Genomic DNA, 23,281 nt, shown 5'->3' with positions numbered 1-23,281 from the left:
TGTGGTTAGGATTAACGTACCGTTTTTATTGAGTACGGGTGGTCGTTGTCGTACTGGTCGTGGTGGTGGTCCCGGTGTTGGAACCATCGCCGCCAGCCGCTGCTAGCGCCATACCGACCGCAGAACCTACGGTGCTGGCGCTGGTGGCGGTTGAACTCCCGGCCGACACGGACGTTGCTGCTGCACCAGCCGCTTCACCCGTTTCAATAGGTGCCGCGCTGACGCTTGCCGCAGCAAACGCCGATATGGCAAAAATGCCATAGAGGATTTTCTTCATACGTATTCCCTTCATTAGATGAATGGAGATGTACCCGAAAATATTCAGGCGCTATCGAGTATACACAACCAAATGAACGGAATTCGGTGATAGGAAATAGGGGAAGGTTTTTTCAGAAAATATGAAAATGAATTTAATAAAATAAAATATCAATAAATAACAGTAAGTTAATTATTGATGCAAGAATAGCAATATACGGTTAATCCGAAACACACATCAGGGATAGGTGATATTTAGGATTATACTCAACATCAATATAATTAAAAAAACAGAGATATACGGAATTATCTGACAAAAAAATGCCGGCATTACGCCGGCATTGAGAATATATAACCTTACGCGCGCCAGGATTTATAACGGTTGATCAGACCGTTGGTGGAGCTATCGTGGCTGTCGATGGCTTTATCATCGTTCAGCTCCGGCAGAATGCGGTTAGCCAGCTGTTTACCCAGCTCTACGCCCCACTGGTCGAAGGTGAAAATATTCAGGATTGCACCCTGAGTGAAGATTTTGTGCTCGTACAGGGCAATCAGCGCACCCAGGCTGTACGGGGTAATTTCGCGCAGCAGGATGGAGTTGGTTGGACGGTTGCCTTCGAACACTTTGAACGGTACCACGTAGTCCAGGGTGGCTGGATCTTTACCCTGGTCACGGTATTCCTGCTCAACCACTTCACGAGATTTACCAAACGCCAGCGCTTCGGTCTGAGCGAAGAAGTTAGACAGCAGCTTCGGATGGTGGTCGGTCAGCGGGTTGTGGGTGATGGCCGGGGCGATGAAATCGCACGGTACGATTTTGGTGCCCTGGTGGATAAGCTGATAGAACGCGTGCTGGCCGTTGGTGCCCGGCTCGCCCCAGATAATTGGGCCAGTCTGGTGTTCAACTTTGTTGCCGTTACGGTCAACGTACTTACCGTTGGACTCCATGTTGCCCTGCTGGAAGTACGCGGCAAAACGGTGCATATACTGGTCGTACGGCAGAATCGCTTCAGTTTCGGTACCGTAAAAATTGTTGTACCAGATGCCGATCAGCGCCAGCAGCACCGGCAGGTTTTTCTCCGCCGGGGTGGTGGAGAAGTGCTTATCCATCGCGTGTGCGCCGGAAAGCAGTTCAACGAAGTTGTCGTAGCCTACGGACAGGATGATAGACAGGCCAATCGCGGACCACAGAGAGTAACGGCCGCCAACCCAGTCCCAGAACTCGAACATGTTAGCCGTATCGATACCGAACTCGGACACCGCTTTACCGTTGGTAGACAGCGCCGCGAAGTGTTTCGCTACGTGCTTCTGGTCGCCCGCGCTTGCCAGGAACCAGTCGCGCGCGCTGTGGGCGTTGGTCATCGTTTCCTGAGTAGTGAAGGTTTTAGACGCCACCAGGAACAGCGTGGTTTCCGGGTTCAGGTTCTTCAGCGCTTCGGCGATGTGGGTACCATCGACGTTAGAGACGAAGTGCATGTTCAGATGGTTTTTGTACGGACGCAGCGCTTCGGTCACCATGAATGGGCCGAGGTCGGAGCCGCCGATACCGATGTTCACCACGTCAGTGATGGATTTGCCGGTATAGCCTTTCCACTGACCGGAGATGATCGCTTCAGAGAAGGCTTTCATCTTCTCCAGCACCGCGTTCACTTCCGGCATCACGTCTTTGCCATCAACGATAATCGGGGTATTGCTACGGTTACGCAGCGCCACGTGCAGCACGGCGCGGTCTTCGGTGCGGTTGATTTTCTCGCCGGAGAACATGGACTTAATCGCACCGCTCAGATCGGTCTCTTTGGCCAGATCCAGCAGTTTTGCCAGGGTCTCTTCGGTAATACGGTTTTTGGAGAAATCGACCAGCATCTGATCGTCGAAGGTGGCGGAAAACTTGCTAAAACGGTCGCCATCTTTAGCGAACAGTTCCGCAATGGTCACGTCCTTCATTGCATCGAAGTGTTTCTGTAGTGCCTGCCACGCAGCGGTCTGCGTTGGGTTGATGTTTTTCATTAGCAATACCCTTCTGATTTAAGAATCAAACTGCCCTCGATTGTAGCGCCTGTCACAAAAAATTGTGATGGTTTTAATGTTATCCCCCCTCCAGGCGACAAAATCGCGCAGAAAACAGACAAAAGTATAGCCTTCATAAGCCCTATTACTGCGGGGGCAAGCTGCATGAAAAATCCGCATAACCCCAGCGTTGACAAGGTACCCGCTAACCCTTTATTTATAAACGTACTACCTGCGCATGCGCAGGCCAGAAGAGGCGCGTTGCCCAGGTAAAGGGTGTGGGAGGAACCAATCCTGTGAAAACACCTGAGGGGGAGCAACGCCGAGATGCGTGAACAACAGGTTGCGTTCACCATCGGCTGCAGGGGCTGAATCCCCTGGGTTGTCACCAGAAACGTTCGCAGTCGGGCGTTTCGCAAGTGGTGGAGCACTTCTGGGTGAAATCGTAGTTGTTTATCGCTCTGCGCCCACCCGTCTTTCGCTCTTCCCTTGTGCCAAGGCTGAATAATTTGGTCCGGTTTATTTAAACCAGGCCTCCCCTGACACGAGGTTATTATGACAGCATTAGTCGTCGCCAAATTTGGTGGCACCAGCGTGGCCGATTTTGACGCCATGAACCGTAGCGCCGATGTGGTGCTCTCCGACGCCAGCGTACGCGTTGTTGTGCTGTCTGCTTCGGCGGGCGTCACCAACCTGTTGGTTGCCCTCGCCGAAGGGCTGGAGCCCGCCGACCGCCAGGCCAAACTGGAAGCCATTCGCGCCATTCAGTATGCCGTGCTTGAACGTCTGGCAAACCCTGCCGTTATCCGTGATGAAATCGAACGCCTGCTGGAAAACCTCGGCACGTTGGCAGAAGCCGCTGCTCTGGCAACCTCCACCGCCCTGACCGATGAACTGGTCAGCCACGGCGAATTGATGTCCACCCTGCTGTTTGTTGAAATTCTGCGTGAACGCCACGTGCAGGCGCAGTGGTTTGACGTACGTAAAGTGATGCGCACCAGCGACCGCTTTGGCCGCGCTGAGCCGGACGTTGCCGCACTGGCCGAACTGGCAACACAACAGTTGGCCCCGCGTCTCGAAGAGGGTCTGGTGATCACCCAGGGCTTTATCGGTAGCGAAGGCAAAGGCCGTACCACCACGCTTGGCCGTGGCGGCAGCGACTATACCGCTGCGCTGCTGGGCGAAGCGCTGCATGCGACCCGCGTCGATATCTGGACTGACGTGCCGGGCATCTACACCACCGACCCGCGAGTGGTGCCAGCGGCAAAACGTATTGATGAAATCGCTTTTGAAGAGGCCGCTGAACTGGCGACCTTTGGCGCGAAAGTTCTGCACCCGGCCACCCTGCTGCCTGCCGTTCGCAGCGACATTCCGGTGTTCGTCGGCTCCAGCAAGGACCCGAAAGCTGGCGGCACGATGGTGTGCAACAAAACCGCTAATCCGCCGCTGTTCCGTGCGCTGGCGCTGCGCCGCAAGCAGACCCTGCTGACCCTGCACAGCCTGAACATGCTGCACTCCCGTGGCTTCCTGGCGGAAGTGTTCGGCATTCTGGCGCGCCACAGCATCTCTGTCGATCTGATCACCACCTCTGAAGTGAGTGTTGCGCTGACGCTGGATACCACCGGTTCCACCTCTACCGGCGATACCCTGCTGACGCAGTCATTACTGATGGAGCTGTCGGCGCTGTGCCGCGTCGAAGTAGAAGAGAATCTGGCGCTGGTGGCGTTGATTGGTAATAACCTGTCGAAAGCCTGCGGCGTGGGCAAAGAGGTGTTTGGCGTGCTGGAGCCGTTCAACATCCGCATGATTTGCTATGGCGCGTCCAGCTATAACCTGTGCTTCCTGGTACCGGGCGCGGAAGCCGAGCAGGTGGTGCAGAAACTTCATCATAATTTGTTTGAATAATATTTCACCACGCGATAAACAATAACTATAGCCGGGCTCGAACCCGGCTTTTTTTTATAAAAACACAACACCAATATATCGCAAGGAATACAACATGCTCCCCGTAATCACCCGGCTGTTCCCGTTATGGGCACTGCTGCTCTCTGTTATTGCCTACTTCACTCCCGCCACCTTCACGCCCATCGGGCCGCTGGTTCCCTCGCTGCTGATGCTGATTATGTTCGGCATGGGCGTGCATCTAAAGGTGGACGATTTTAAACGCGTACTGTCACGACCTGCGCCGGTCGCTGCGGGAATTTTCCTGCACTATCTGGTGATGCCGCTCGCCGCCTGGCTGCTGGCGCTGGCCTTCCATATGCCGCCGGAGCTGTCCGCCGGGATGGTGCTGGTGGGTAGCGTGGCCAGCGGAACCGCGTCGAACGTGATGATCTTTCTGGCGAAGGGCGATGTGGCGCTGTCGGTCACCATCTCGTCCGTCTCCACGCTGGTTGGCGTCGTTGCCACGCCGCTGCTGACCCGCCTGTACGTCGATGCGCATATTCAGGTCGATGTGATGGGTATGCTTCTTAGCATTCTGCAGATTGTGGTGATCCCGATTGCTATGGGTCTGGTTATCCACCACCTGTTCCCACGCGTGGTGAAAGCAGTAGAGCCTTATCTACCAGCGTTTTCGATGGTCTGCATTCTGGCGATTATCAGCGCGGTGGTCGCCGGTTCCGCGTCGCATATCGCTTCCGTGGGCTTTATGGTGATTATCGCGGTTATTCTGCACAACACCATCGGCCTGCTCGGCGGTTACTGGGGCGGGCGTCTGTTTGGTTTTGATGAGTCGACCTGCCGCACGCTGGCCATTGAGGTCGGCATGCAGAACTCCGGGCTTGCCGCGGCGTTGGGGAAAATCTACTTCGGGCCACTGGCTGCGCTGCCGGGCGCGCTGTTCTCCGTATGGCATAACCTGTCTGGGTCACTGCTGGCGGGGTATTGGTCAGGGAAGCCTATCAAGCAGACAACGCAAAAATAAACTCGTAGCCCGGCCAGGCAAAGCGCCGCCGGGATAGCTCAGAGCCGCCCCGGCGGCGCTTTGCTTGGCCGGGCTACAAAGATATGCCCCTTTGCCGTACACTGGGTTAACTATCCGATTGAGGGCAACCCTTATGGCACTCCCCCGCATTACGCAAAAAGAGATGACCGAGCGCGAGCAGCGTGAACTGAAAACCCTGCTCGACCGCGCGCGCATTGCGCATGGCCGTCCGCTGACCAACGCGGAAACCAATAGCGTGAAAAAGGAGTACATCGATAAGCTGATGGTTCAGCGCGAAGCCGAAGCGAAGAAAGCCCGCCAGGTGAAGAAACAGCAGGCTTATAAACCGGATACCGAAAGTTCGTTTTCGTGGTCGGCAAGTACCCCGACGCGCGGCAGGCGTTAACGGCCTTTCTTTTTACGTCCCGGCGCGGTGAAACGTTTACCGTTTCCGTTCCCCGCCGGGCGCGCTGGCTTCTCGTTGGTCTTTTCCATCTTCACCACCGGGCGCTTGATACCGGCGGTTTTCGGCTTGGCCTTCACCTTCGGCTTAGCTTCGGAAGACGAGTTTTCAATCAACTTGAACAAATCCACCAGCTCGTCATCGGTCAGGTCACGCCACTCACCCAGCGGAATTCCCGTCAGGCTGACGTTCATAATGCGCGTACGTTCCAGCTTGGTGACTTCGAAACCGAAGTGCTCACACATACGACGAATCTGACGGTTTAAGCCCTGCACCAGGGTAATACGGAAGACGAACGGTGCCTCTTTGCGGACTTTACACTTCTTAGTGACGGTGCCCAGAATCGGTACGCCCGCGCCCATCCCCCGAATAAACTCATCGGTAACCGGCTTGTCGACGGTGACCAGATACTCTTTTTCATGGTCGTTGCCGGCACGCAGGATCTTGTTCACCAGGTCGCCGTGGTTGGTGAGGAAAATCAGCCCCTGGGAGTCTTTATCCAGACGGCCAATCGGGAAGATACGCTTACTGTGGTTAACGAAATCCACAATGTTGTCGCGCTCGCCGTCTTCGGTGGTACTGACGATACCGACGGGTTTGTTCAGCGCAATCAGCACCAGATCATCCGCTTCCCGCGGCTCAATCAATCGACCGTTAACCTTCACAACGTCGCCCGGTACAACCTGATCGCCAATGGTGGCGCGCTTACCGTTGATAAAGACGTTGCCTTGTTCGATAAAGCGATCCGCTTCGCGACGCGAGCAGATGCCGCTTTCGCTGATGTATTTATTTAATCGGGTGGATGAGTCTGGCAGCATAAATTCTCCTGTAAAAGCGAAATATACCCTACCTTTCGGGTGAGAAAAAATAGTCCGCGACAAATCATTGTTTTCATCACGCCATTTCTGCACAAAAGTGCATACCTATGACCAACGGCTTTCCCATAAATACGCTTGAACTCCCGACATGACGGCGTTATACCAGATCGAGAATCCGTTTTTACGTTTTGCACATATGTGCAGGAGTCAGTCACTTCGATGGAAAACAGCGACGATATCCGTCTGATCGTGAAAATTGCCCAACTTTATTACGAGCAGGAGATGACGCAGGCGCAAATCGCCAACCAGTTGGGGATTTATCGCACCACCATTAGCCGCCTGCTCAAGCGCGGGCGCGAGCTGGGCGTCGTGACCATCGCCATCAACTATGACTACAACGATGGTTTGTGGCTGGAAGAACGGCTGAAGCAGAAATTTGGTCTGAAAGAGGCCGTCGTGGCGCCACAAGAGAGCGAGACAGGAATTTACGGCGCGCAGCTGTTTGAACGGCTGCTGTCGCCCAACGTCGTGATTGGATTCGGCTGGGGACGCGCGGTCAGCGCGCTGGTCGAGGCGTTACCGCAGTCCAGTCAGCCTCGCCCGCTGGTGTGCGTGCCTATCGTTGGCGGACCCTCTGGCAAGCTTCCAAGCCGCTACCACGTCAACACCCTAACCTACAGCGCCGCCACGCGGTTAAAGGGCGAGTCGTATCTCGCAGACTTCCCGGCTTTGCTGGATAACCCGCTGATTCGCCAGGGCATCATGCAATCCCAGCATTTTCAGACGCTGGCCGAGTACTGGCGGCGTCTGGACATCGCGCTGGTTGGCATCGGCTCCCCCGCTATTCGTCATGCGGCCAACTGGCAAGCATTTTACGGTAATGCGCAAAGCGATGAGCTGGAGGCGCTTCAGGTGGCAGGAGACATCTGCTCGCGCTTTTTTGCCGTTGACGGCACGCCCGTTGCCACCGCGATGCAGGACAAAACGCTCTCCATTGAGCTCAAGGGCTTAAAGCATGCCCGCTATGTCATCGGCCTGGCAAGCGGTGAAGAGAAACATGCCGCTATCCTTGGCGCGCTGCGCGGGCAGCATATCAACGCGCTGGTCACCGACCGGGCCACCGCAGAATATTTAGTGCAGTAAAACATTAACGAGGACATGACCATGATTAACCGCGATACCCAGCTGTGCATGTCGCTTGCCGGCCGCCCCGGCAACTTTGGCACGCGCTTTCATAACTATCTGTATGAAAAACTGGGGCTGAATTTTATCTATAAAGCCTTTACCACGCAGGATATTGAGGCGGCAGTGAAAGGCGTTCGCGCGCTGGGTATCCGCGGCTGCGCGGTGTCGATGCCGTTTAAAGAGAGCTGCATGGCGTTTCTGGATGCTATCGATCCGTCAGCCAGGGTCATCGACTCCGTCAACACCATCGTCAATGATAACGGCCATCTGACCGGGTTTAACACCGACTACATCGCGGTAAAAAGCCTGATTACCAGCCACCAGCTTGATACCTCCGCCCGCGTGATGATTCAGGGCAGCGGCGGGATGGGTAAAGCGGTGATTGCCGCCTTCCGCGACGCAGGCTTTAGCGACGTGATTATCGCCGCTCGCAATGAAGCCAACGGCACCGCACTGGCAAAACAGTACGGCTTCCAGTGGCAGGCACGGCCGGACGCTGACGGTATTGATATTCTGGTTAACGTCACGCCTATCGGCATGGCGGGCGGTAAAGAGAGCGAGCAGCTTGCCTTTAGTGAAGCGATGGTGGCACGCGCCAGCGTGGTGTTTGACGTGGTGGCCCTGCCGCCGGAAACGCCGGTGATTCAGCTCGCCCAGCGCCTGGGGAAAAAGACCATCAGCGGTGCTGAAGTGATTGCTCTGCAGGCAGTGGAGCAGTTTGTGATGTACACCGGGGTGCGGCCGGACGATGCGCTGGTTGCCGAAGCAGCGGCGTTTGCCAGAGCGGGGTAAGCGCATCCATTCTGCGCGCCTTCGCGGGCGCGCTAATAGCCGCTTAGGATAAAATCTACCGCATTACAGAGCGCAACGCGTTCCTGCTGTAAATCGGCCACGCACTCCCCCAACTCTTTCGCCGGTATCCCCGCCATCATATGCGTCATCACCACATAGGAGTGCCCACAAATAGTGACGACAGGGCAGACTTTAGCCGGAGGAATTCCTCCCGGAAGCTGGCTCAATGCCATCGCGGGCGCAACGAGGACATGCTTTAAAACGTTCGCAACGGGATGCTGTAGATTAATTAAGTAGGGATAGGCCTGTTTCCCACTCCCCTGATTTTCATAGGCGCAATACTGGTCCATCAAAATGGCCTTTGAAAGTCGCTGAACGAACCGTTTTCATCCACCCATTGGTTGACGGACTCAATCGCTTTTTTATTCTCTCGTAGCCACGCGTCTCGATGGCTTTCGCGAAATTTTTCCAGCAAGGCTTCCGTGAGTACCGCAGACAAATTGATTTTGAGTTTACGCGCCTCCTCCAGAATTTCAGGTGCCAGAGAGACGTTGACGGATTTTTTTACACCAGAAGACGTGCGCATAAGCACCCCCATAGTAATGCGCATAATTTGTCTCAGGTTAGCGTAATAAGCGAGCATTTTCTATTCCTTACTCTTTAGCGTTGAGGGTGAAAAATAAACGCCGCAACACCATCTGTCATGCCACACTTATCGTTCCTGCGAGCACGCTTCCAGAGTATCGACTGCAACATCGTGAACTACATCAGCAAGCAGCCTGACGCAGGGTGATAACATGCTGCCCTGCTCGATAATTTTCTGATAAATAGGAGAAATGATGGACTTACTTCTGCTGAGTAACTCAACGCTGCCAGGTAAAGCCTGGCTGGAACACGCGCTGCCGCTGATTGCCGGACAGTTGAACGGCCGCCGTCGCGCGGTGTTTCTGCCGTTTGCAGGCGTGACGCAGACCTGGGACGAGTACACGGCAAAAACCGCCGCCGTTCTGGCGCCGCTGGGCGTGACGGTCACCGGTATCCATAGCGTGGCAGATCCTATTTCCGCGATTGAAAATGCCGAGGTGATTATCGTCGGCGGCGGCAACACCTTCCAGCTGCTGAAAGAGAGCCGCGAGCGCGGGCTGCTGGCACCGATTGTCGACGTAGTGAAGCGCGGTGCGCTGTACGTAGGCTGGAGCGCGGGCGCGAACCTCGCCTGCCAGACCATCCGTACCACCAACGATATGCCGATTGTCGATCCGAAAGGGTTTGATGCGCTGGGGCTGTTCCCGCTGCAGATTAACCCGCACTTCACCAACGCGCTGCCGGAAGGCCATAAAGGCGAAACCCGCGAGCAGCGTATTCGCGAACTGTTGGTCGTGGCGCCGGAATTAACGGTGATTGGTCTGCCGGAAGGCAACTGGATTCAGGTGGCAAACGGGGAAGCGACGCTTGGCGGGCCGCGTACGACCTATGTGTTCAGAGCGGGCGAAGAGGCAGTGGCGCTGGAGGAAGGGCATCGCTTCTGAGCCGTAAACCCGGGGTCGGCGTAAACGCCTCGCCCGGGCTACGTATCATCAAGGTAGCCCGGCCGAGCGCAGCGACGCCGGGGTTGCGCTAGTAATCGTCGCGGTCGTCGTCTTCATCCGGCTGCTCCAGCACGCTGTAGGCAACGGAGCAGAATAGTGAGTTCAGGCGCAGCATGTCACCCAGCAACGCCAGGTGCAGAGTACTGGTTTCAATACTCTGCACGTTCTGCTGGTGCAGGCGGTCGACGTGCGCGTGCGCGTAGCGGCGGTTCAGAATACGGAACCGGTGCTTGCTGCGACGCAGGCGACGGGCGCTGGTGACGTCACCGGCGAAGAACACTGACATCGCCAGCTGCAGGTTACTTAACAACAGCTCATACAACGCCTCCAGCTCTTTTAACCCCTCAACCGAGAAGGCACGGCGCGCAGCCAGCGATTTGTCGGCAATCTCGCTGCCCATGCGCTCGATAATGTCCGAAGCCTGTTCGAGGTTAAGCGACATTTCGATAATCTCCGCCCAGCGGCGGGACTCCTCTTCCGCCAGCTCATCTTTCGGCATTCGCGCCAGATAGAGCTTGATGGCGGTGTAGAGCACATTGATATCATCCGCCTGCTTACGCAGGTTTTTCTCTTCACGCGGCTCGCCGTGCATCACCTTCTTTAACCCATCCAGCATCTGCTCAGTGGCATCACCGATGCGTAGCGTTTCTCGGGCAGCATTAGCCAGCGCTAGCGTTGGGGTATCCAGCGCGGTCACGTCCAGGTGCTTCGGCTTGAGGTTGGCGTCCAGCTCCGGTTCATCGCGAATCAGACGCTTACAGAGTCGCGCCATCGGCTCGGCGAACGGTACCATCGCCAGGCAGCGAATCAGGTTGTAGAAGACGTGGAAGTAGATAACCAACTCGGACTCCGGCAGCGGCAGCTTGTGCATCACGTCGGCCAACATGTGGACGAACGGCAGAATGATCAGGCTGCCCACCAGCTTGAACAGCAGGCTTCCCAGCGCCACGCGGCGGGCAGCGGCGTTCGCGGCGCTGTTGTTGAGCATCGCCAGCAGGCCAGAGCCCAGGTTGGCGCCAATCACCAGGCACAGCGCCACCGGGAAAGAGATAATCCCTGCGGTGGTCAGCGTCGCCGTCAGCAGTACCGCCGCCAGGCTGGAGTAACTGATGATGGCAAACACCGCACCAATCAGGGCATCCAGCAGAATATCGCCGGTCAGCGAGGCAAAAATCACCTGTACGCCGTTGGCTTCGGTAATCGGTCTGACCGCCTGAACAATTAATTCCAGCGCCAGCAGGATAAGCCCCAGGCCAATCCCGACGCGGCCAAGCTGCCCTTCGCGGGTCTGCTTGCGGCCAAGGAAAAAGGCTACGCCGATAAATATCAGCAGCGGCGACAGCCACGACAGATCGAAGGTCAGGATACGCGCCATCAGCGCGGTCCCCACGTCGGCGCCCAGCACAATCACCAGCGCAGGCGTCAGGGCGACCAGATCCTGCGCGACAAAGGAGGTCACCAGCATAGTGGTGGCATTACTGCTCTGGACCAGCGCGGTAACACCAATACCCGCGCAGAAGGCGAGCGGTTTTTTCTCGACGCTGCGGCTGAGCACGGTACGCAGGCGCGCGCCGAAGACGCGCATCACGCCAGTACGCACGATATGGGTGCCCCACACCAACAGCGAGACGGCAGAAAGCAGGTGCAGCAGAGTTAACACGGAATCATTTTCTCCTTATTGTTATGGGTTCCTGAGGCTCATATGCCTGTTGGCGCTGCGCTTATCAGGCCGACAAATCATCCCTATGCTGGCCGGAAAAGGTGTACAGCGCGCGTGAGCCTTCTTTCAGTATAAGGGTTTACGCACAATAAAGAGACAGGGCGCCCTAAGAGCGCCCTGTTAGTTGTAAGGAAAGATGACGGTTTTGTGAATCAGTCGGCATCGTAGCCGAGGTTCGGCGCCAGCCAGCGCTCCACTTCCGCCACGCTCATCCCTTTACGGAAGGCGTAATCCTCAACCTGGTCGCGCTGGATCTGCGCCACCGCGTAGTACTTGCTGTCCGGGTGGCTGAAGTACCAACCGGAGACCGACGCGCCTGGCCACATGGCGAAGGATTCGGTCAGCTTCATGCCGGTGTGGGTTTCCACGTCCAGCAGCTCCCAGATGGTGCCCTTCTCGGTATGTTCCGGGCAGGCCGGGTAGCCCGGTGCCGGGCGAATCCCCTGGTAGTTTTCGCGGATCAGCTCTTCGTTGCTCAGGTTTTCATTCGGCGCATAGCCCCAGTAAACCTTACGCACGCGCTCATGCAGATACTCGGCGAAGGCTTCCGCCAGACGGTCAGAAATCGCCTTCACCATGATCTTGTTGTAATCATCGTGCTGCGCTTCAAACGCATCGGCCAGAGCATCTTCTTCCAGACCACCGGTTACCGCGAAGGCACCGATGTAGTCCGCTTTGCCGGAGGTTTTCGGCGCCACAAAGTCAGACAGGCAGTAGTTAGCAAAGCCGACTTTCTCCGTTTGCTGACGCAGATGACGGCTGACGGTCAGCACGTGGGTGCGCGTTTCGTCGCGATAGATTTCCACATCGTCACCCACGCGGTTGGCCGGGAACAGCCCGACGACGCCACGGGGGTTGAGGGATTTCTCCGCACTCAGCATATCCAGCATGTCGTTGGCATCTTTGAACAGGCGCTTCGCCTCTTCCCCCACCACTTCATCTTCGAGAATGCGCGGATACTTCCCGGCCAGCGACCAGGTCATAAAGAACGGCGTCCAGTCGATGTAGTTACGTAGCGTTTCGATGCTGGCTTCGACTTCCTGCACGCCCAGTCGATGCGCCACCGGCGGGGTGTAGTTTTCCCAGTCGAACGCCAGATCGTTTTCACGCGCCGCAGCCAGCGTCACCGGCGGCGTGCGTGGTTTCTTACGCCCGTGCTGAATACGCACGGTTTCGTACTCTTTACGCGTACGAGCAACAAAGTCGTCGTGCTGAGTATCCGAGAGCAACGCCGCGACAACGCCAACGGTGCGCGAGGCGTTCTGTACATAGACCGTTGGGCCGCTGTAGTTCTGCTCGATTTTCACCGCGGTATGCGCTTTTGAGGTGGTCGCGCCGCCAATCAGCAGCGGAATGGTAAAGCCCTGACGCTCCATCTCTTTTGCCACGTTGACCATTTCATCCAGCGATGGGGTAATCAGGCCAGAGAGGCCAATCAGATCCGCATTCACCTCTTTGGCAGTTTTGAGGATTTTATCCGCCGGCACCATCACGCCGAGGTCGATGATTTCGTAGTTATTACACTGCAGCACCACGCCAACGATGTTTTTGCCGATGTCGTGTACGTCGCCCTTCACGGTTGCGATAACCATCTTGCCGTTACTGGAGCCTTTCTCTTTGCTGGCTTCAATGTACGGTTCGAGATAGGCCACCGCCTGCTTCATCACGCGGGCCGATTTCACCACCTGCGGCAGGAACATTTTGCCCTCGCCGAACAGGTCGCCGACCACGTTCATGCCGTCCATTAACGGCCCTTCGATAACCTCAATTGGGCGCGTGGCCTGTTGGCGGGCCTCTTCAGTGTCGAGTTCGATAAATTCGGTAATGCCTTTCACCAGCGAGTATTCGAGACGCTTTTTCACGTCCCAACTGCGCCATTCAGCCTGTTGCGCGTTGGCGGTCTCGTCGGTTTTGCTGCCGCGATATTTTTCGGCCAGCTCCAGCAGACGCTCAGTGCCGTCGTCGCGACGGTTGAGGATCACGTCTTCTACCGCATCGCGCAGCTCGGCCGGCAGGTCGTCATAAATCGCCAGCTGACCAGCGTTGACGATCCCCATGTCCATGCCGTTACGGATGGCGTAGTAGAGGAACACCGCGTGGATCGCTTCACGTACCGGGTCGTTGCCGCGGAACGAGAACGATACGTTAGATACACCGCCGGAGATCAGCGCGTGTGGCAGTTCGCGTTTGATGTCTTCGCAGGCACCGATAAAGTCCTGCGCATAGTTGTTGTGCTCTTCAATGCCGGTAGCCACGGCGAAGATATTCGGGTCAAAGATGATGTCTTCCGGCGGGAAGTCCACCTCTTGGGTCAGAATGTTGTAGGCGCGGCGGCAAATCTCAATTTTGCGTTCGCGGGTGTCGGCCTGACCCACTTCATCAAAGGCCATCACCACCATCGCCGCGCCGTAGCGACGCACCTTTTTCGCGTGTGCGATAAACGGCTCAACGCCCTCTTTCATCGAGATGGAGTTGACGATGCCCTTGCCCTGGATGCACTTCAGCCCTTTTTCGATAACCTCCCATTTGGAAGAGTCGATCATGATCGGTACGCGGGCAATATCCGGCTCACCGGCAATCAGGTTGAGGAAACGCACCATCGCCGCTTCGGCGTCGAGCATCCCTTCATCCATGTTGATGTCGATGATCTGCGCGCCGCTTTCCACCTGCTGGCGGGCCACGTCCAGCGCTTCGTTGTATTTCTCTTCTTTGATCAGGCGCTTAAATTTCGCCGAACCGGTGACGTTGGTACGTTCACCGACGTTGACAAACAGGCTGTCGTCGCCGATGTTCAGCGGCTCAAGGCCTGACAGACGGCAAGCAACCGGCAGATCCGGCAGCTTGCGCGGCGGTAAACCTTCGACGGCGCGGCTCATCGCCGCAATGTGTTCTGGCGTGGTGCCGCAGCAGCCGCCGACCACGTTGAGGAAGCCCGCCTGCGCCCATTCCTGAATCTGGGCGGCCATCGTGTCGGCATCGAGGTCGTACTCGCCGAAGGCGTTCGGCAGACCGGCGTTCGGGTGCGCGGTCACGTAGCATTCCGCAATGCGCGACAGCTCCTGTACGTACTGGCGCAGTTCATCCGGGCCTAACGCACAGTTGAGGCCGAAGGTCAGGGCGTCAGCGTGACGCAGGGAGTTGTAGAATGCTTCGGTGGTCTGGCCGGAGAGCGTACGCCCGGAGGCGTCGGTGATGGTGCCGGAAATCATGATCGGCAGGTCAACGCCCAGCGCTTCAAACTCTTCCTTCACCGCAAAAATCGCCGCTTTGGCGTTCAGGGTATCGAAGACGGTCTCAATCAGGATCAGGTCGCTACCGCCCTCCACCAGCGCTTTGGTGGACTCACGGTAGGCAGCCACCAACTGATCGAAGGTGACGTTACGGTAAGCCGGGTCGTTGACGTCCGGTGAGATAGACGCAGTACGGTTGGTTGGGCCAAGCACGCCCGCGACGTAGCGCGGTTTATTCGGCGTGCGCGCCGTCCATTCGTCGGCACAGGCGCGCGCCAGCTTCGCCGCGGCGTAGTTAATCTCCGCCGACAGGGATTCCATCTGGTAATCCGCCATGGCGATGGTCGTGGAGTTAAAGGTGTTGGTTTCAATGATATCCGCGCCCGCTTCAAAGTAGGCGTTATGGATAGCGCCGATCACCTCCGGCTTGCTGAGCACCAGCAGGTCGTTGTTTCCCTTCAGGTCACAGGGCCAGTCGGCGAAACGCTCGCCGCGGAAGTCCTGCTCGCTCAGACGATAGCCCTGGATCATGGTGCCCATGCCCCCGTCCAGAACCAGAATACGTTCATTTAACTGCGCACGCAGTTGCTCCACTTTGCTGCTCACAAGCACTCCCGACACCGCTCAACGAAACCCAGACATAAAAAGGCAATAAAGCATACTGGCATAAACTGTGAGGGTGGAAAAGGAAACAACTTGCTACTTGAGACATGTTCAACATGACTCATCGGAGCAGTAATACGAACGGTTGTATTATAATCAATAAAAACGAAAACAATTTCCACGATACAGAAAGGAGTTGCGATGGTTGCCAACGTTCCTGCGAAACGCGGTAGAAAACCCGCCCCTGCCGCTGCCCCCGCAACTGGCCAGGTACAATCACTGACCCGCGGCCTGAAGCTGCTGGAGTGGATTGCCGAATCCCATAGCAGCGTCGCGCTGACCGAACTCGCGCAGCAGGCTGGGCTACCGAACTCCACCACGCACCGCCTGCTCACCACCATGCAGCAGTTGGGGTTCGTGCGTCAGGTAGGAGAACTGGGCCACTGGTCCGTGGGCGCACACGCCTTTATCGTCGGCAGCAGCTTCCTGCAAAGCCGTAATCTGCTGGCGATCGTGCACCCGATTCTGCGTAAGCTGATGGAAGACTCCGGCGAGACGGTGAATCTGGCGGTGCTTGATAAGAGCGATCATCAGGCGATTATTATCGACCAGGTGCAGTGTACGCAGCTGATGCGTATGTCCGCCCCGATTGGCGGCAAGCTGCCGATGCATGCCTCCGGCGCGGGCAAAGCGTTTTTATCTCAGTTGAGCGAAGAGGAAGTCACCAGCCTTTTGCACCGTAAGGGGCTACACGCTTACACCCACGCCACGCTGGTGTCGCCGGTGCATCTGAAGGACGATTTGGCCCAGACGCGCAAGCGCGGCTATTCGTTTGATGATGAAGAGCATGCGCTCGGCCTGCGCTGCGTGGCGTCGTGTATTTACGATGAGCACCGCGAGCCGTTTGCGGCCATCTCCATCTCCGGGCCGATTTCACGCATTACCGACGACCGGGTCACCGAGTTTGGCGCGATGGTGATTAAGGCGGCGAAAGAGGTGACGCTGGCGTACGGCGGAATTCGTTAGGGTTGCGTGCGGCCTGATGCCCTCACCCCGGCCCTCTCCCACAAGGAGAGGGAGAAAACCTGATGCAAAACCTCTGCTTGCGGCGGTAGGCATAAACATCTTCCACATGCCCATTTTTGATACGCGTCTGCAGGCCGCGCCAGTAGTCGGCGCTGAGCAGGTCGGCGTGCATCTCCTCAAACAGCGGCCCGATACGCGGGTCGGCGCATAGCCAGTGGCGGAACTCTTCCGGGAAGACATCCCCTGGCGACACGCTGTACCAGGGCTCGCTGGCGAGCTCATCTTCCGGGTAGCGCGGCGGCGGAATATCGCGGAAGTTCACCTCCGTCATATAGCAAATCTCATCGTAGTCGTAGAACACCACGCGGCCGTGGCGGGTTACGCCGAAGTTTTTAAACAGCATATCGCCGGGGAAAATATTGGCGGCGGCAAGCTGGCGAATGGCGTTGCCGTACTCCTCCACCGCATCACGCAGCGGTTGACCGTCCACCCGCTCCAGCCAGATATTCAGCGGCACCATTCGGCGTTCGATATAGAGATGGCTTATCGCAATTTTATCGCCCATATCGACGATCTTACCCGGCACTTCCTGCAACAACAGCGCCATTAACGCGGGCGCAATCTGCTGCTTATCCAGCACGAAGTTTTCAAATTCCTGGGTATCCGCCATGCGGCCCACGCGGTCATGCTCTTTTACCAGCTGGTAGCAGGCGCGTACGTGAGCGGCAGACATCTCTTTTTGCGGCGCAAAGCGGTCTTTGATCACCTTAAACACCCGGTCAAAGCCCGGTAGCGTAAATACCAGCATCACCATCCCGCGAATGCCCGGCGCTTCGATAAACTGCTCGTCGGTGCTGGCGATATAGTTCAGGTACTCACGATAGCTTTCGGTTTTCGCATGCTTCTGGCAGCCAATCGCCATATACAGTTCGGCGGTGGTTTTGCCCGGCAGGATCTCCCGCAGCCACTCTACCAGGGCGGCAGGCAGCGGGGCATAAACCATAAAGTAGGAACGCGCGAAACCAAAGACGATGCTCGCCTCTTCGGTGGTGGTGAGGCAGGTATCGACGAAAAGCTCCCCTTCATCGGTGCGATGAATCGGGATTAAAAACGGCAGCGTACCGTTTGGCGTGATGAGCTTACCGATAAGCCAGGCCGCTTTATTACGATAAAACAGTTCGTTAGCAATTTGCAGATGCGCACGATGCAGCATCTCAGCGCCCAGCGTTTCGCTCAGGTGCGCCATGATATAGCCAACATCGCGGAATTTATTTTGCCACGGCAGACGCAGCGGCAGGTCGCTGAGCATTTTGAAAATCACCGCTTCCCAGCCATATTCGGGAAAGAAGTCTTTCGCTAGCGGCCGGGGAATGGCGCGGAAGCGGCGCTCCGGCTGCGAGCTGAAAATAAATAACCGCTCGGGGCTAAGCGAGCGGTGATCGAATAATCGACAATAGACCGAGTTAAAAAAGCTCTCGGCAATTTCAAAGCGCGGGTAATCCGGCAGCAGGCGGGTGTACTGCGCTTTAACGCGCAGCAGAAAATCCGCATCGGTGCTCTTACCATCGGTAATGCAGCGCAGCTGTTCAACCACCAACCCCACGTGGTGGTCGTACAGATGGATACGGCTTTTCATCGCCTGCTGAACCGCATGCCAGTCGGCCTGTTCAAACCGTTGCTGTGCGCCGGAAGTGACTTCCAGAAAACGCCCGTACTGGGCGTCAAATCCCTGCAAAATGGTCTGCGCAATCAGTAATTCCAGGCCTCGCGTCATTATTATTCCCCATCCGGCACCGAGTCATGCCGGATGGCGCGTTCGCTTCTCCGGCCTACATGTTGTTGTAGGCCCGGTAAGCGCTGCGCCACCGGGCAGTAATCAGAACTGCGATTCTTCAGTCGAGCCGGTCAGCGCGGTCACCGAGGAGGTGCCGCCCTGGATAATGGTAGTGACATTATCGAAATAGCCGGTGCCCACTTCCTGCTGATGAGAAACGAAGGTGTAGCCATCTTTCGCCGCGGCGAACTCAGCCTGCTGCACCTTCTCAACGTAGTGCTTCATCCCCTCACCCTGGGCGTAAGAGTGCGCCAGGTCGAACATGTTGAACCACATGCTGTGGATGCCCGCCAGGGTGATGAACTGGTACTTGTAGCCCATATCTGACAGCTGCTGCTGGAAGCTGGCGATGGTTTTATCATCCAGCTTTTTCTGCCAGTTGAATGACGGCGAGCAGTTGTAGGCCAGCAGCTTGCCTGGGTATTTCGCGTGGATAGCGTCGGCAAAGCGCTTCGCCAGCGCCAGATCCGGGGTGGAGGTTTCACACCATACCAGGTCAGCATACGGCGCGTACGCCAGGCCGCGGCTAATGGCTTGTTCAATGCCCGCATGGGTACGGTAGAAGCCTTCGCTGGTGCGCTCACCGGTGATAAAGTCGCTATCGTACGGGTCGCAGTCGGAGGTGATAAGATCCGCCGCATCCGCATCGGTACGGGCGATCAGCAGGGTCGGTACGCCCATCACATCGGCCGCCAGACGCGCAGCAACCAGTTTCTGAATCGCTTCCTGAGTCGGTACCAGCACCTTGCCACCCATGTGACCGCATTTTTTCACTGAGGCCAGCTGATCTTCGAAGTGCACCGCCGCTGCACCGGCTGCAATCATCGACTTCATCAGTTCAAAGGCGTTCAGTACGCCACCGAAGCCGGCTTCTGCATCCGCAACGATCGGCAGGAAATAGTCCACATAGCACGGGTCGTTTGGCTCAATACCGTTCGCCCACTGAATTTGATCCGCACGGCGGAAGGTGTTGTTGATTCTGTCGACCACCGCCGGGACGGAGTTCGCCGGGTAGAGCGACTGGTCCGGGTACATGCTGGAGGCCAGGTTCGCGTCTGCCGCCACCTGCCAGCCAGACAGGTACACCGCTTCAATACCCGCTTTTGCCTGCTGCAGCGCCTGACCGCCGGTCAGCGCGCCAAGGCTGTTGACGTAGCCCTTTTTCGATTCACCGTGCAGCAAACGCCACATTCTGGCGGCACCAAGCTGAGCCAGCGTACATTCCGGGTTGACCGACCCGCGCAGTTTCACCACTTCTTCCGCGCTGTACGGGCGACGAATGCCCTCCCAGCGAGGCTGCGTCCACTCTTTTTGTAAATCTTCGATTTGTTGGGTACGAGTTTTCATGTGCAGATGCTCCATATTGTTATGTGGTGAATTACGCCAGCAGGCGGTAGCCAGGCAGGGTCAAGAAGTCGATAAGTTCGTCGGAGGTGGTGATCTGCTCCATCAGGCGTGCGGCATCATCGAAACGGCCGCCGCTGAAGCGCGCATCGCCCAGCTCGTCTTTGATAACCAGCAGCTCTTCGGCCAGCATCTGGCGGAACAGCGGTTTGGTGACCGGTTTGCCGTTGCTCAGCGTCTTCTGATGGTGGATCCACTGCCAGATGGAAGTACGGGAGATCTCAGCGGTTGCCGCATCTTCCATCAGGCCATAAATCGGTACGCAGCCGTTGCCGGAGATCCAGGCTTCGATGTACTGCACCGCCACGCGAATGTTGGCTCGCATCCCCTCTTCCGTACGCTCGCCGTCGCACGGTGAAAGCAGTTCTTCAGCGGTAATCGGCGCGTCGTCAGCGCGGGAAACGGTTAACTGGTTTGGACGCTCACCCAGCACCTCGTTAAACACCGCCATTGCGGTATCAGCCAGACCGGGGTGCGCCACCCAGGTGCCGTCGTGGCCGTTATTGGCTTCCAGCGATTTATCCGCTTTCACCTTATTCAGCACCTGCGCGTTACGCTCGGCATCTTTGCTTGGGATAAACGCCGCCATGCCGCCCATGGCGAAGGCGCCACGCTTGTGGCAGGTTTTAATCAGCAGACGCGAGTAAGCGCTGAGGAACGGTTTATCCATCGTCACCACCTGACGATCCGGCAGGACGCGGTCCGGGTGGTTCTTCAGGGTTTTGATATAGCTGAAGATGTAGTCCCAGCGGCCACAGTTCAGGCCAACAATATGGTCACGCAGCGCGTGTAAAATTTCATCCATCTGGAAAACCGCCGGCAGCGTTTCAATCAGCAGCGTGGCTTTGATGGTGCCACGCGGCAGGTTAAAGCGGTCTTCCGCAAAGCAGAACACCTCGTTCCACCAGGCCGCTTCCTGCCAGGCCTGCGTTTTCGGCAGATAGAAATAGGGGCCGCTGCCTTTGGCCAGCAACGCCTGGAAGTTGTGGAAGAAGTAGAGTGCGAAATCAAACAGGCTGCCCGGGATGGCTTCACCGCGCCATGTCACGTGTTTTTCTGGCAGGTGCAGGCCGCGCACGCGGCAGATGAGCACCGCCGGGTTGGGCTTGAGCTGGTAGATTTTTCCCGCGTCGTTGGTATAGCTGATGGTGCCGTTAACGGCATCGCGCAGGTTGATCTGACCTTCAATGACCTTATTCCAGTCCGGCGCGAGGGAGTCTTCAAAATCGGCCATGAACACTTTGACGTTGGCGTTCATTGCGTTAATCACCATTTTGCGCTCAACCGGCCCGGTGATTTCTACACGACGATCCTGCAAATCAGCCGGAATACCGCGCACCGTCCAGTCACCCTGACGAATGGAAGCAGTTTCCGAAATAAAACCTGGAAGTTTGCCGTCGTCGATATCCTGCTGCTGTTGGATACGTGCAGCCAGCAGCTTGTTGCGTTTAGGCGTAAATCGGATCACCAGTTCGGTCAGAAATTCCACCGCTTCCGCAGTCAGAACCTGCTGTTCCTGCGCGCCAGAAGGCTTCAGAAAAGCCAGTTCATCGGTTGTTGTGGCCTGTTGTGTCATGGTGCAGCTCCTCGTGAGTGATCCGAATAGTTTCCCCGCCAGCTGAGCAGAAGATCGTTGTGTAGTTTTCGCTCAACGCTTTTAATCCTAATCAATAAAATTAAAAAAACAAAAACAATTTCCATTTTAAATTTAAAATAAATACAACTTATTGATTAGTAATAAGATAAAAATTTATTTTGTACTGGGGGTTATTTCGGAAACAAAAAAGGCACCCGAAGGTGCCTGATTGAGAATGCTGAAACGCTTTAGGATCGTGGAAGGTAGAGGATCAATCCAGCGTAGGGTTCATATTCCGCAGATCGTACGGTGTGATCTGGTAGACGTAGTAGTTGAGCCAGTTAGCAAACAGCAGATTTCCGTGGCTGCGCCAGGTCGCGTGCGGTTTGTTATTTGGGTCATCTTTCGGGAAGTAGTTATACGGTACTTCCGGGGTTAAACCGGCATCCACATCGCGGAAAAACTCGCTCGCCAGGGTATGGGCATCGTATTCCGGGTGGCCGGTAACAAAGGCGATGCGCTTGTCTTTGCTGGCGAACAGATAGGCGTCACCGCCTTCCGTTTCGGCGAGAATTTCCAGGTCGGTATAGTCACGAATCAGCTGCGCCGGGAAGTCGGCATAGCGAGAGTGCGGGGCCAGGAAGCTATCGTCAAAGCCGCGCGTCAGCAGGGCATGCGGATGGAGAATGTGGTGTTCATAAACGCCGGAGAGCTTGTCGTTGCGGGTTTGCTTAGGAATGCCATAGAGAATATTGAGCGCGGCCTGTACCGCCCAACAGACAAACAGCGTCGACGTGACGTGATCTTTGGCCCACTCGAGCACCTGTTTGATCTGCGGCCAGTAGGCAACGTCGTTAAATTCTACCAGCCCAAGCGGCGCACCAGTGACTATCAAACCATCGAAGTTCTGGTCGCGAATGTCGTCGAAATTGCAGTAAAAGTTATTAAGATGCTCCGTTGGTGTATTACGCGACTCGCGTGCATCAATACGCAGGAGCTGGATATCCAGCTGTAGCGGAGAGTTTGACAGAAGGCGTAAAAATTGGTTTTCTGTCTCAATCTTCTTCGGCATCAGGTTGAGGATCAGCACCTTCAAAGGACGAATTTCCTGACCCGTAGCACGCGACGTGGTCATCACAAAGACGTTCTCATCACGCAAGAAATTGACGGCTGGTAGCTCGTCCTGCACCCGAATCGGCATAACCTTATTACCTCACAGCATACGTATAAACGTTTAGACATCCAGACAGCTAACGATACCCAGATTTCCGTTAAATGTCGAGTCTGCAAGTTGAAGGTGAGAAAGTTTCAATTACTAATAGGGTAGAATGTTGAAACGATTCGAAAAGGAGAAAAATGATGATAATTCGACGTTCACAGCGCCATGAGGGCGAACGGCTGATTGCGATTTGGTGTCGTTCGGTCGATGCGACGCATGATTTTCTTTCTGCGCAGGATAGGGCCGATATTGAGGTCCAGGTACGGGCATTTCTGCCGGAAGCCCCACTCTGGGTGGCGGTAGATGATAATGATGTGCCGGTGGCGTTTATGCTGCTGTCTGAGCATCATCTGGAAGCGCTATTTGTCGATCCTGATGCACGAGGAACCGGCGTGGGGCGCAAGTTGGTTGAACATGCGCTGTCGCTAATTCCCGATCTGACCACGGATGTAAACGAGCAGAATGCGCAGGCGGTGGGTTTCTATCAGAAGATGGGATTTGTCGTGACCGGTCGGTCGGAGACGGACGATCATGGGCGACCTTATCCGTTGCTGCATTTACGTTATTGCGGTGCATCCTCCCCGGAGTCGGCGTAAACGCCTCGTCCGGGCTACGGTTTCATTATCACCGTCTG

General features: G+C 56.3%; 19 protein-coding genes and 1 riboswitch. Of the genes, 8 read left to right on the top strand and 11 right to left on the bottom strand.

Annotation, left to right across the window (positions count from 1 at the left end; all coding sequences use genetic code 11):
• Window positions 1–25 precede the first annotated feature (25 nt).
• Both yjbE and pgi read right to left on the bottom strand, forming a co-directional pair.
• Window positions 26–277, bottom strand: a complete 252-nt coding sequence (gene yjbE, locus V6944_RS18295; RefSeq protein WP_333499993.1) for an exopolysaccharide production protein YjbE — start codon at window positions 275–277, stop codon at window positions 26–28.
• A 335-nt stretch (window positions 278–612) separates the two neighbouring features.
• Complete coding sequence (gene pgi, locus V6944_RS18290; protein WP_220440466.1) at window positions 613–2,262, bottom strand: glucose-6-phosphate isomerase; 1,650 nt, start codon at window positions 2,260–2,262, stop codon at window positions 613–615.
• A 243-nt stretch (window positions 2,263–2,505) separates the two neighbouring features.
• Window positions 2,506–2,703, top strand: a riboswitch (Lysine riboswitch).
• 114 nt (window positions 2,704–2,817) lie between these two features.
• On the opposite strand from pgi, the gene lysC reads away from it, so the two are divergent.
• The 3 genes from lysC to V6944_RS18275 all read left to right on the top strand — a co-directional run bounded on the left by lysC (window position 2,818) and on the right by V6944_RS18275 (window position 5,594).
• On the top strand, window positions 2,818–4,167 hold the full coding sequence (gene lysC / locus V6944_RS18285) for a lysine-sensitive aspartokinase 3 (RefSeq protein ID WP_333499992.1): 1,350 nt from the start codon (window positions 2,818–2,820) through the stop codon (window positions 4,165–4,167).
• A gap of 94 nt (window positions 4,168–4,261) precedes the next feature.
• Window positions 4,262–5,188 (top strand): ketopantoate/pantoate/pantothenate transporter PanS, encoded by a 927-nt coding sequence (gene panS, locus V6944_RS18280; RefSeq protein ID WP_333499991.1) that lies wholly within the window; start codon window positions 4,262–4,264, stop codon window positions 5,186–5,188.
• Window positions 5,189–5,321: 133 nt separating this feature from the next.
• Entirely contained in the window at window positions 5,322–5,594 is a 273-nt protein-coding gene (locus tag V6944_RS18275; protein WP_202216762.1) for a DUF3811 domain-containing protein, read from the top strand.
• On the opposite strand, the gene rluF is transcribed toward V6944_RS18275, so the two are convergent.
• Complete coding sequence (gene rluF, locus V6944_RS18270) at window positions 5,591–6,469, bottom strand: 23S rRNA pseudouridine(2604) synthase RluF (RefSeq protein WP_333499990.1); 879 nt, start codon at window positions 6,467–6,469, stop codon at window positions 5,591–5,593. The genes V6944_RS18275 and rluF overlap by 4 nt on opposite strands.
• A 219-nt stretch (window positions 6,470–6,688) precedes the next feature.
• On the opposite strand from rluF, the gene V6944_RS18265 reads away from it, so the two are divergent.
• Both V6944_RS18265 and V6944_RS18260 read left to right on the top strand, forming a co-directional pair.
• A complete protein-coding gene (locus tag V6944_RS18265; protein WP_333499989.1) occupies window positions 6,689–7,612 on the top strand; it encodes a sugar-binding transcriptional regulator in 924 nt (307 codons plus the stop codon).
• A gap of 21 nt (window positions 7,613–7,633) precedes the next feature.
• Window positions 7,634–8,446, top strand: coding sequence for a shikimate 5-dehydrogenase (locus tag V6944_RS18260; protein ID WP_333499988.1), 813 nt, complete (start codon window positions 7,634–7,636; stop codon window positions 8,444–8,446).
• 32 nt (window positions 8,447–8,478) lie between these two features.
• Here V6944_RS18260 and V6944_RS18255 read toward each other — a convergent pair whose 3' ends face one another.
• Both V6944_RS18255 and V6944_RS18250 read right to left on the bottom strand, forming a co-directional pair.
• Window positions 8,479–8,796, bottom strand: a complete 318-nt coding sequence (locus V6944_RS18255) for a CcdB family protein (protein ID WP_333499987.1) — start codon at window positions 8,794–8,796, stop codon at window positions 8,479–8,481.
• Window positions 8,796–9,089 (bottom strand): type II toxin-antitoxin system CcdA family antitoxin, encoded by a 294-nt coding sequence (locus tag V6944_RS18250; protein WP_333499986.1) that lies wholly within the window; start codon window positions 9,087–9,089, stop codon window positions 8,796–8,798. The genes V6944_RS18255 and V6944_RS18250 overlap by 1 nt, the downstream gene beginning before the upstream one ends.
• A 196-nt stretch (window positions 9,090–9,285) precedes the next feature.
• Between V6944_RS18250 and pepE the strand changes: the two genes are divergently transcribed.
• Window positions 9,286–9,975, top strand: a complete 690-nt coding sequence (gene pepE / locus V6944_RS18245) for a dipeptidase PepE (protein ID WP_185668505.1) — start codon at window positions 9,286–9,288, stop codon at window positions 9,973–9,975.
• An 88-nt stretch (window positions 9,976–10,063) separates the two neighbouring features.
• Here the strand turns inward: pepE and V6944_RS18240 are convergent, their stop codons facing one another.
• Window positions 10,064–11,695 carry a Na/Pi cotransporter family protein gene (locus tag V6944_RS18240; protein ID WP_333499985.1) on the bottom strand — a complete coding sequence of 544 codons (1,632 nt, stop codon included), beginning with the start codon at window positions 11,693–11,695 and terminating at the stop codon, window positions 10,064–10,066.
• A 212-nt stretch (window positions 11,696–11,907) separates the two neighbouring features.
• Window positions 11,908–15,591 (bottom strand): methionine synthase, encoded by a 3,684-nt coding sequence (gene metH / locus V6944_RS18235; RefSeq protein WP_333499984.1) that lies wholly within the window; start codon window positions 15,589–15,591, stop codon window positions 11,908–11,910.
• A gap of 198 nt (window positions 15,592–15,789) precedes the next feature.
• On the opposite strand from metH, the gene iclR reads away from it, so the two are divergent.
• Window positions 15,790–16,614, top strand: coding sequence for a glyoxylate bypass operon transcriptional repressor IclR (gene iclR / locus V6944_RS18230; RefSeq protein WP_185668426.1), 825 nt, complete (start codon window positions 15,790–15,792; stop codon window positions 16,612–16,614).
• A gap of 22 nt (window positions 16,615–16,636) precedes the next feature.
• Here iclR and aceK read toward each other — a convergent pair whose 3' ends face one another.
• The 4 genes from aceK to metA all read right to left on the bottom strand — a co-directional run bounded on the left by aceK (window position 16,637) and on the right by metA (window position 22,629).
• Window positions 16,637–18,388, bottom strand: coding sequence for a bifunctional isocitrate dehydrogenase kinase/phosphatase (gene aceK / locus V6944_RS18225; protein WP_333499983.1), 1,752 nt, complete (start codon window positions 18,386–18,388; stop codon window positions 16,637–16,639).
• Between the two features lie 102 nt (window positions 18,389–18,490).
• The gene (gene aceA / locus V6944_RS18220) at window positions 18,491–19,795 is read right to left on the bottom strand and encodes an isocitrate lyase (RefSeq protein WP_333499982.1); all 1,305 of its coding nucleotides are present in this window, start codon (window positions 19,793–19,795) and stop codon (window positions 18,491–18,493) included.
• Between the two features lie 31 nt (window positions 19,796–19,826).
• Window positions 19,827–21,428, bottom strand: coding sequence for a malate synthase A (gene aceB, locus V6944_RS18215; RefSeq protein WP_333499981.1), 1,602 nt, complete (start codon window positions 21,426–21,428; stop codon window positions 19,827–19,829).
• Window positions 21,429–21,699: 271 nt separating this feature from the next.
• Window positions 21,700–22,629, bottom strand: coding sequence for a homoserine O-acetyltransferase MetA (gene metA, locus V6944_RS18210; RefSeq protein WP_185668422.1), 930 nt, complete (start codon window positions 22,627–22,629; stop codon window positions 21,700–21,702).
• A 155-nt stretch (window positions 22,630–22,784) separates the two neighbouring features.
• Here metA and V6944_RS18205 point away from each other — a divergent pair, with 155 nt between their 5' ends.
• Window positions 22,785–23,243, top strand: coding sequence for an acetyltransferase (locus V6944_RS18205; protein WP_333499980.1), 459 nt, complete (start codon window positions 22,785–22,787; stop codon window positions 23,241–23,243).
• Window positions 23,244–23,281 lie beyond the last annotated feature (38 nt).

It is taken from the genome of Kluyvera sp. CHPC 1.2972 (assembly GCF_036759925.1).
In the GTDB taxonomy this organism is placed as follows: domain Bacteria; phylum Pseudomonadota; class Gammaproteobacteria; order Enterobacterales; family Enterobacteriaceae; genus Kluyvera.
Note: the sequence above shows the minus strand (reverse complement) of the source record. Positions and strands in the feature narration are given on the sequence as shown.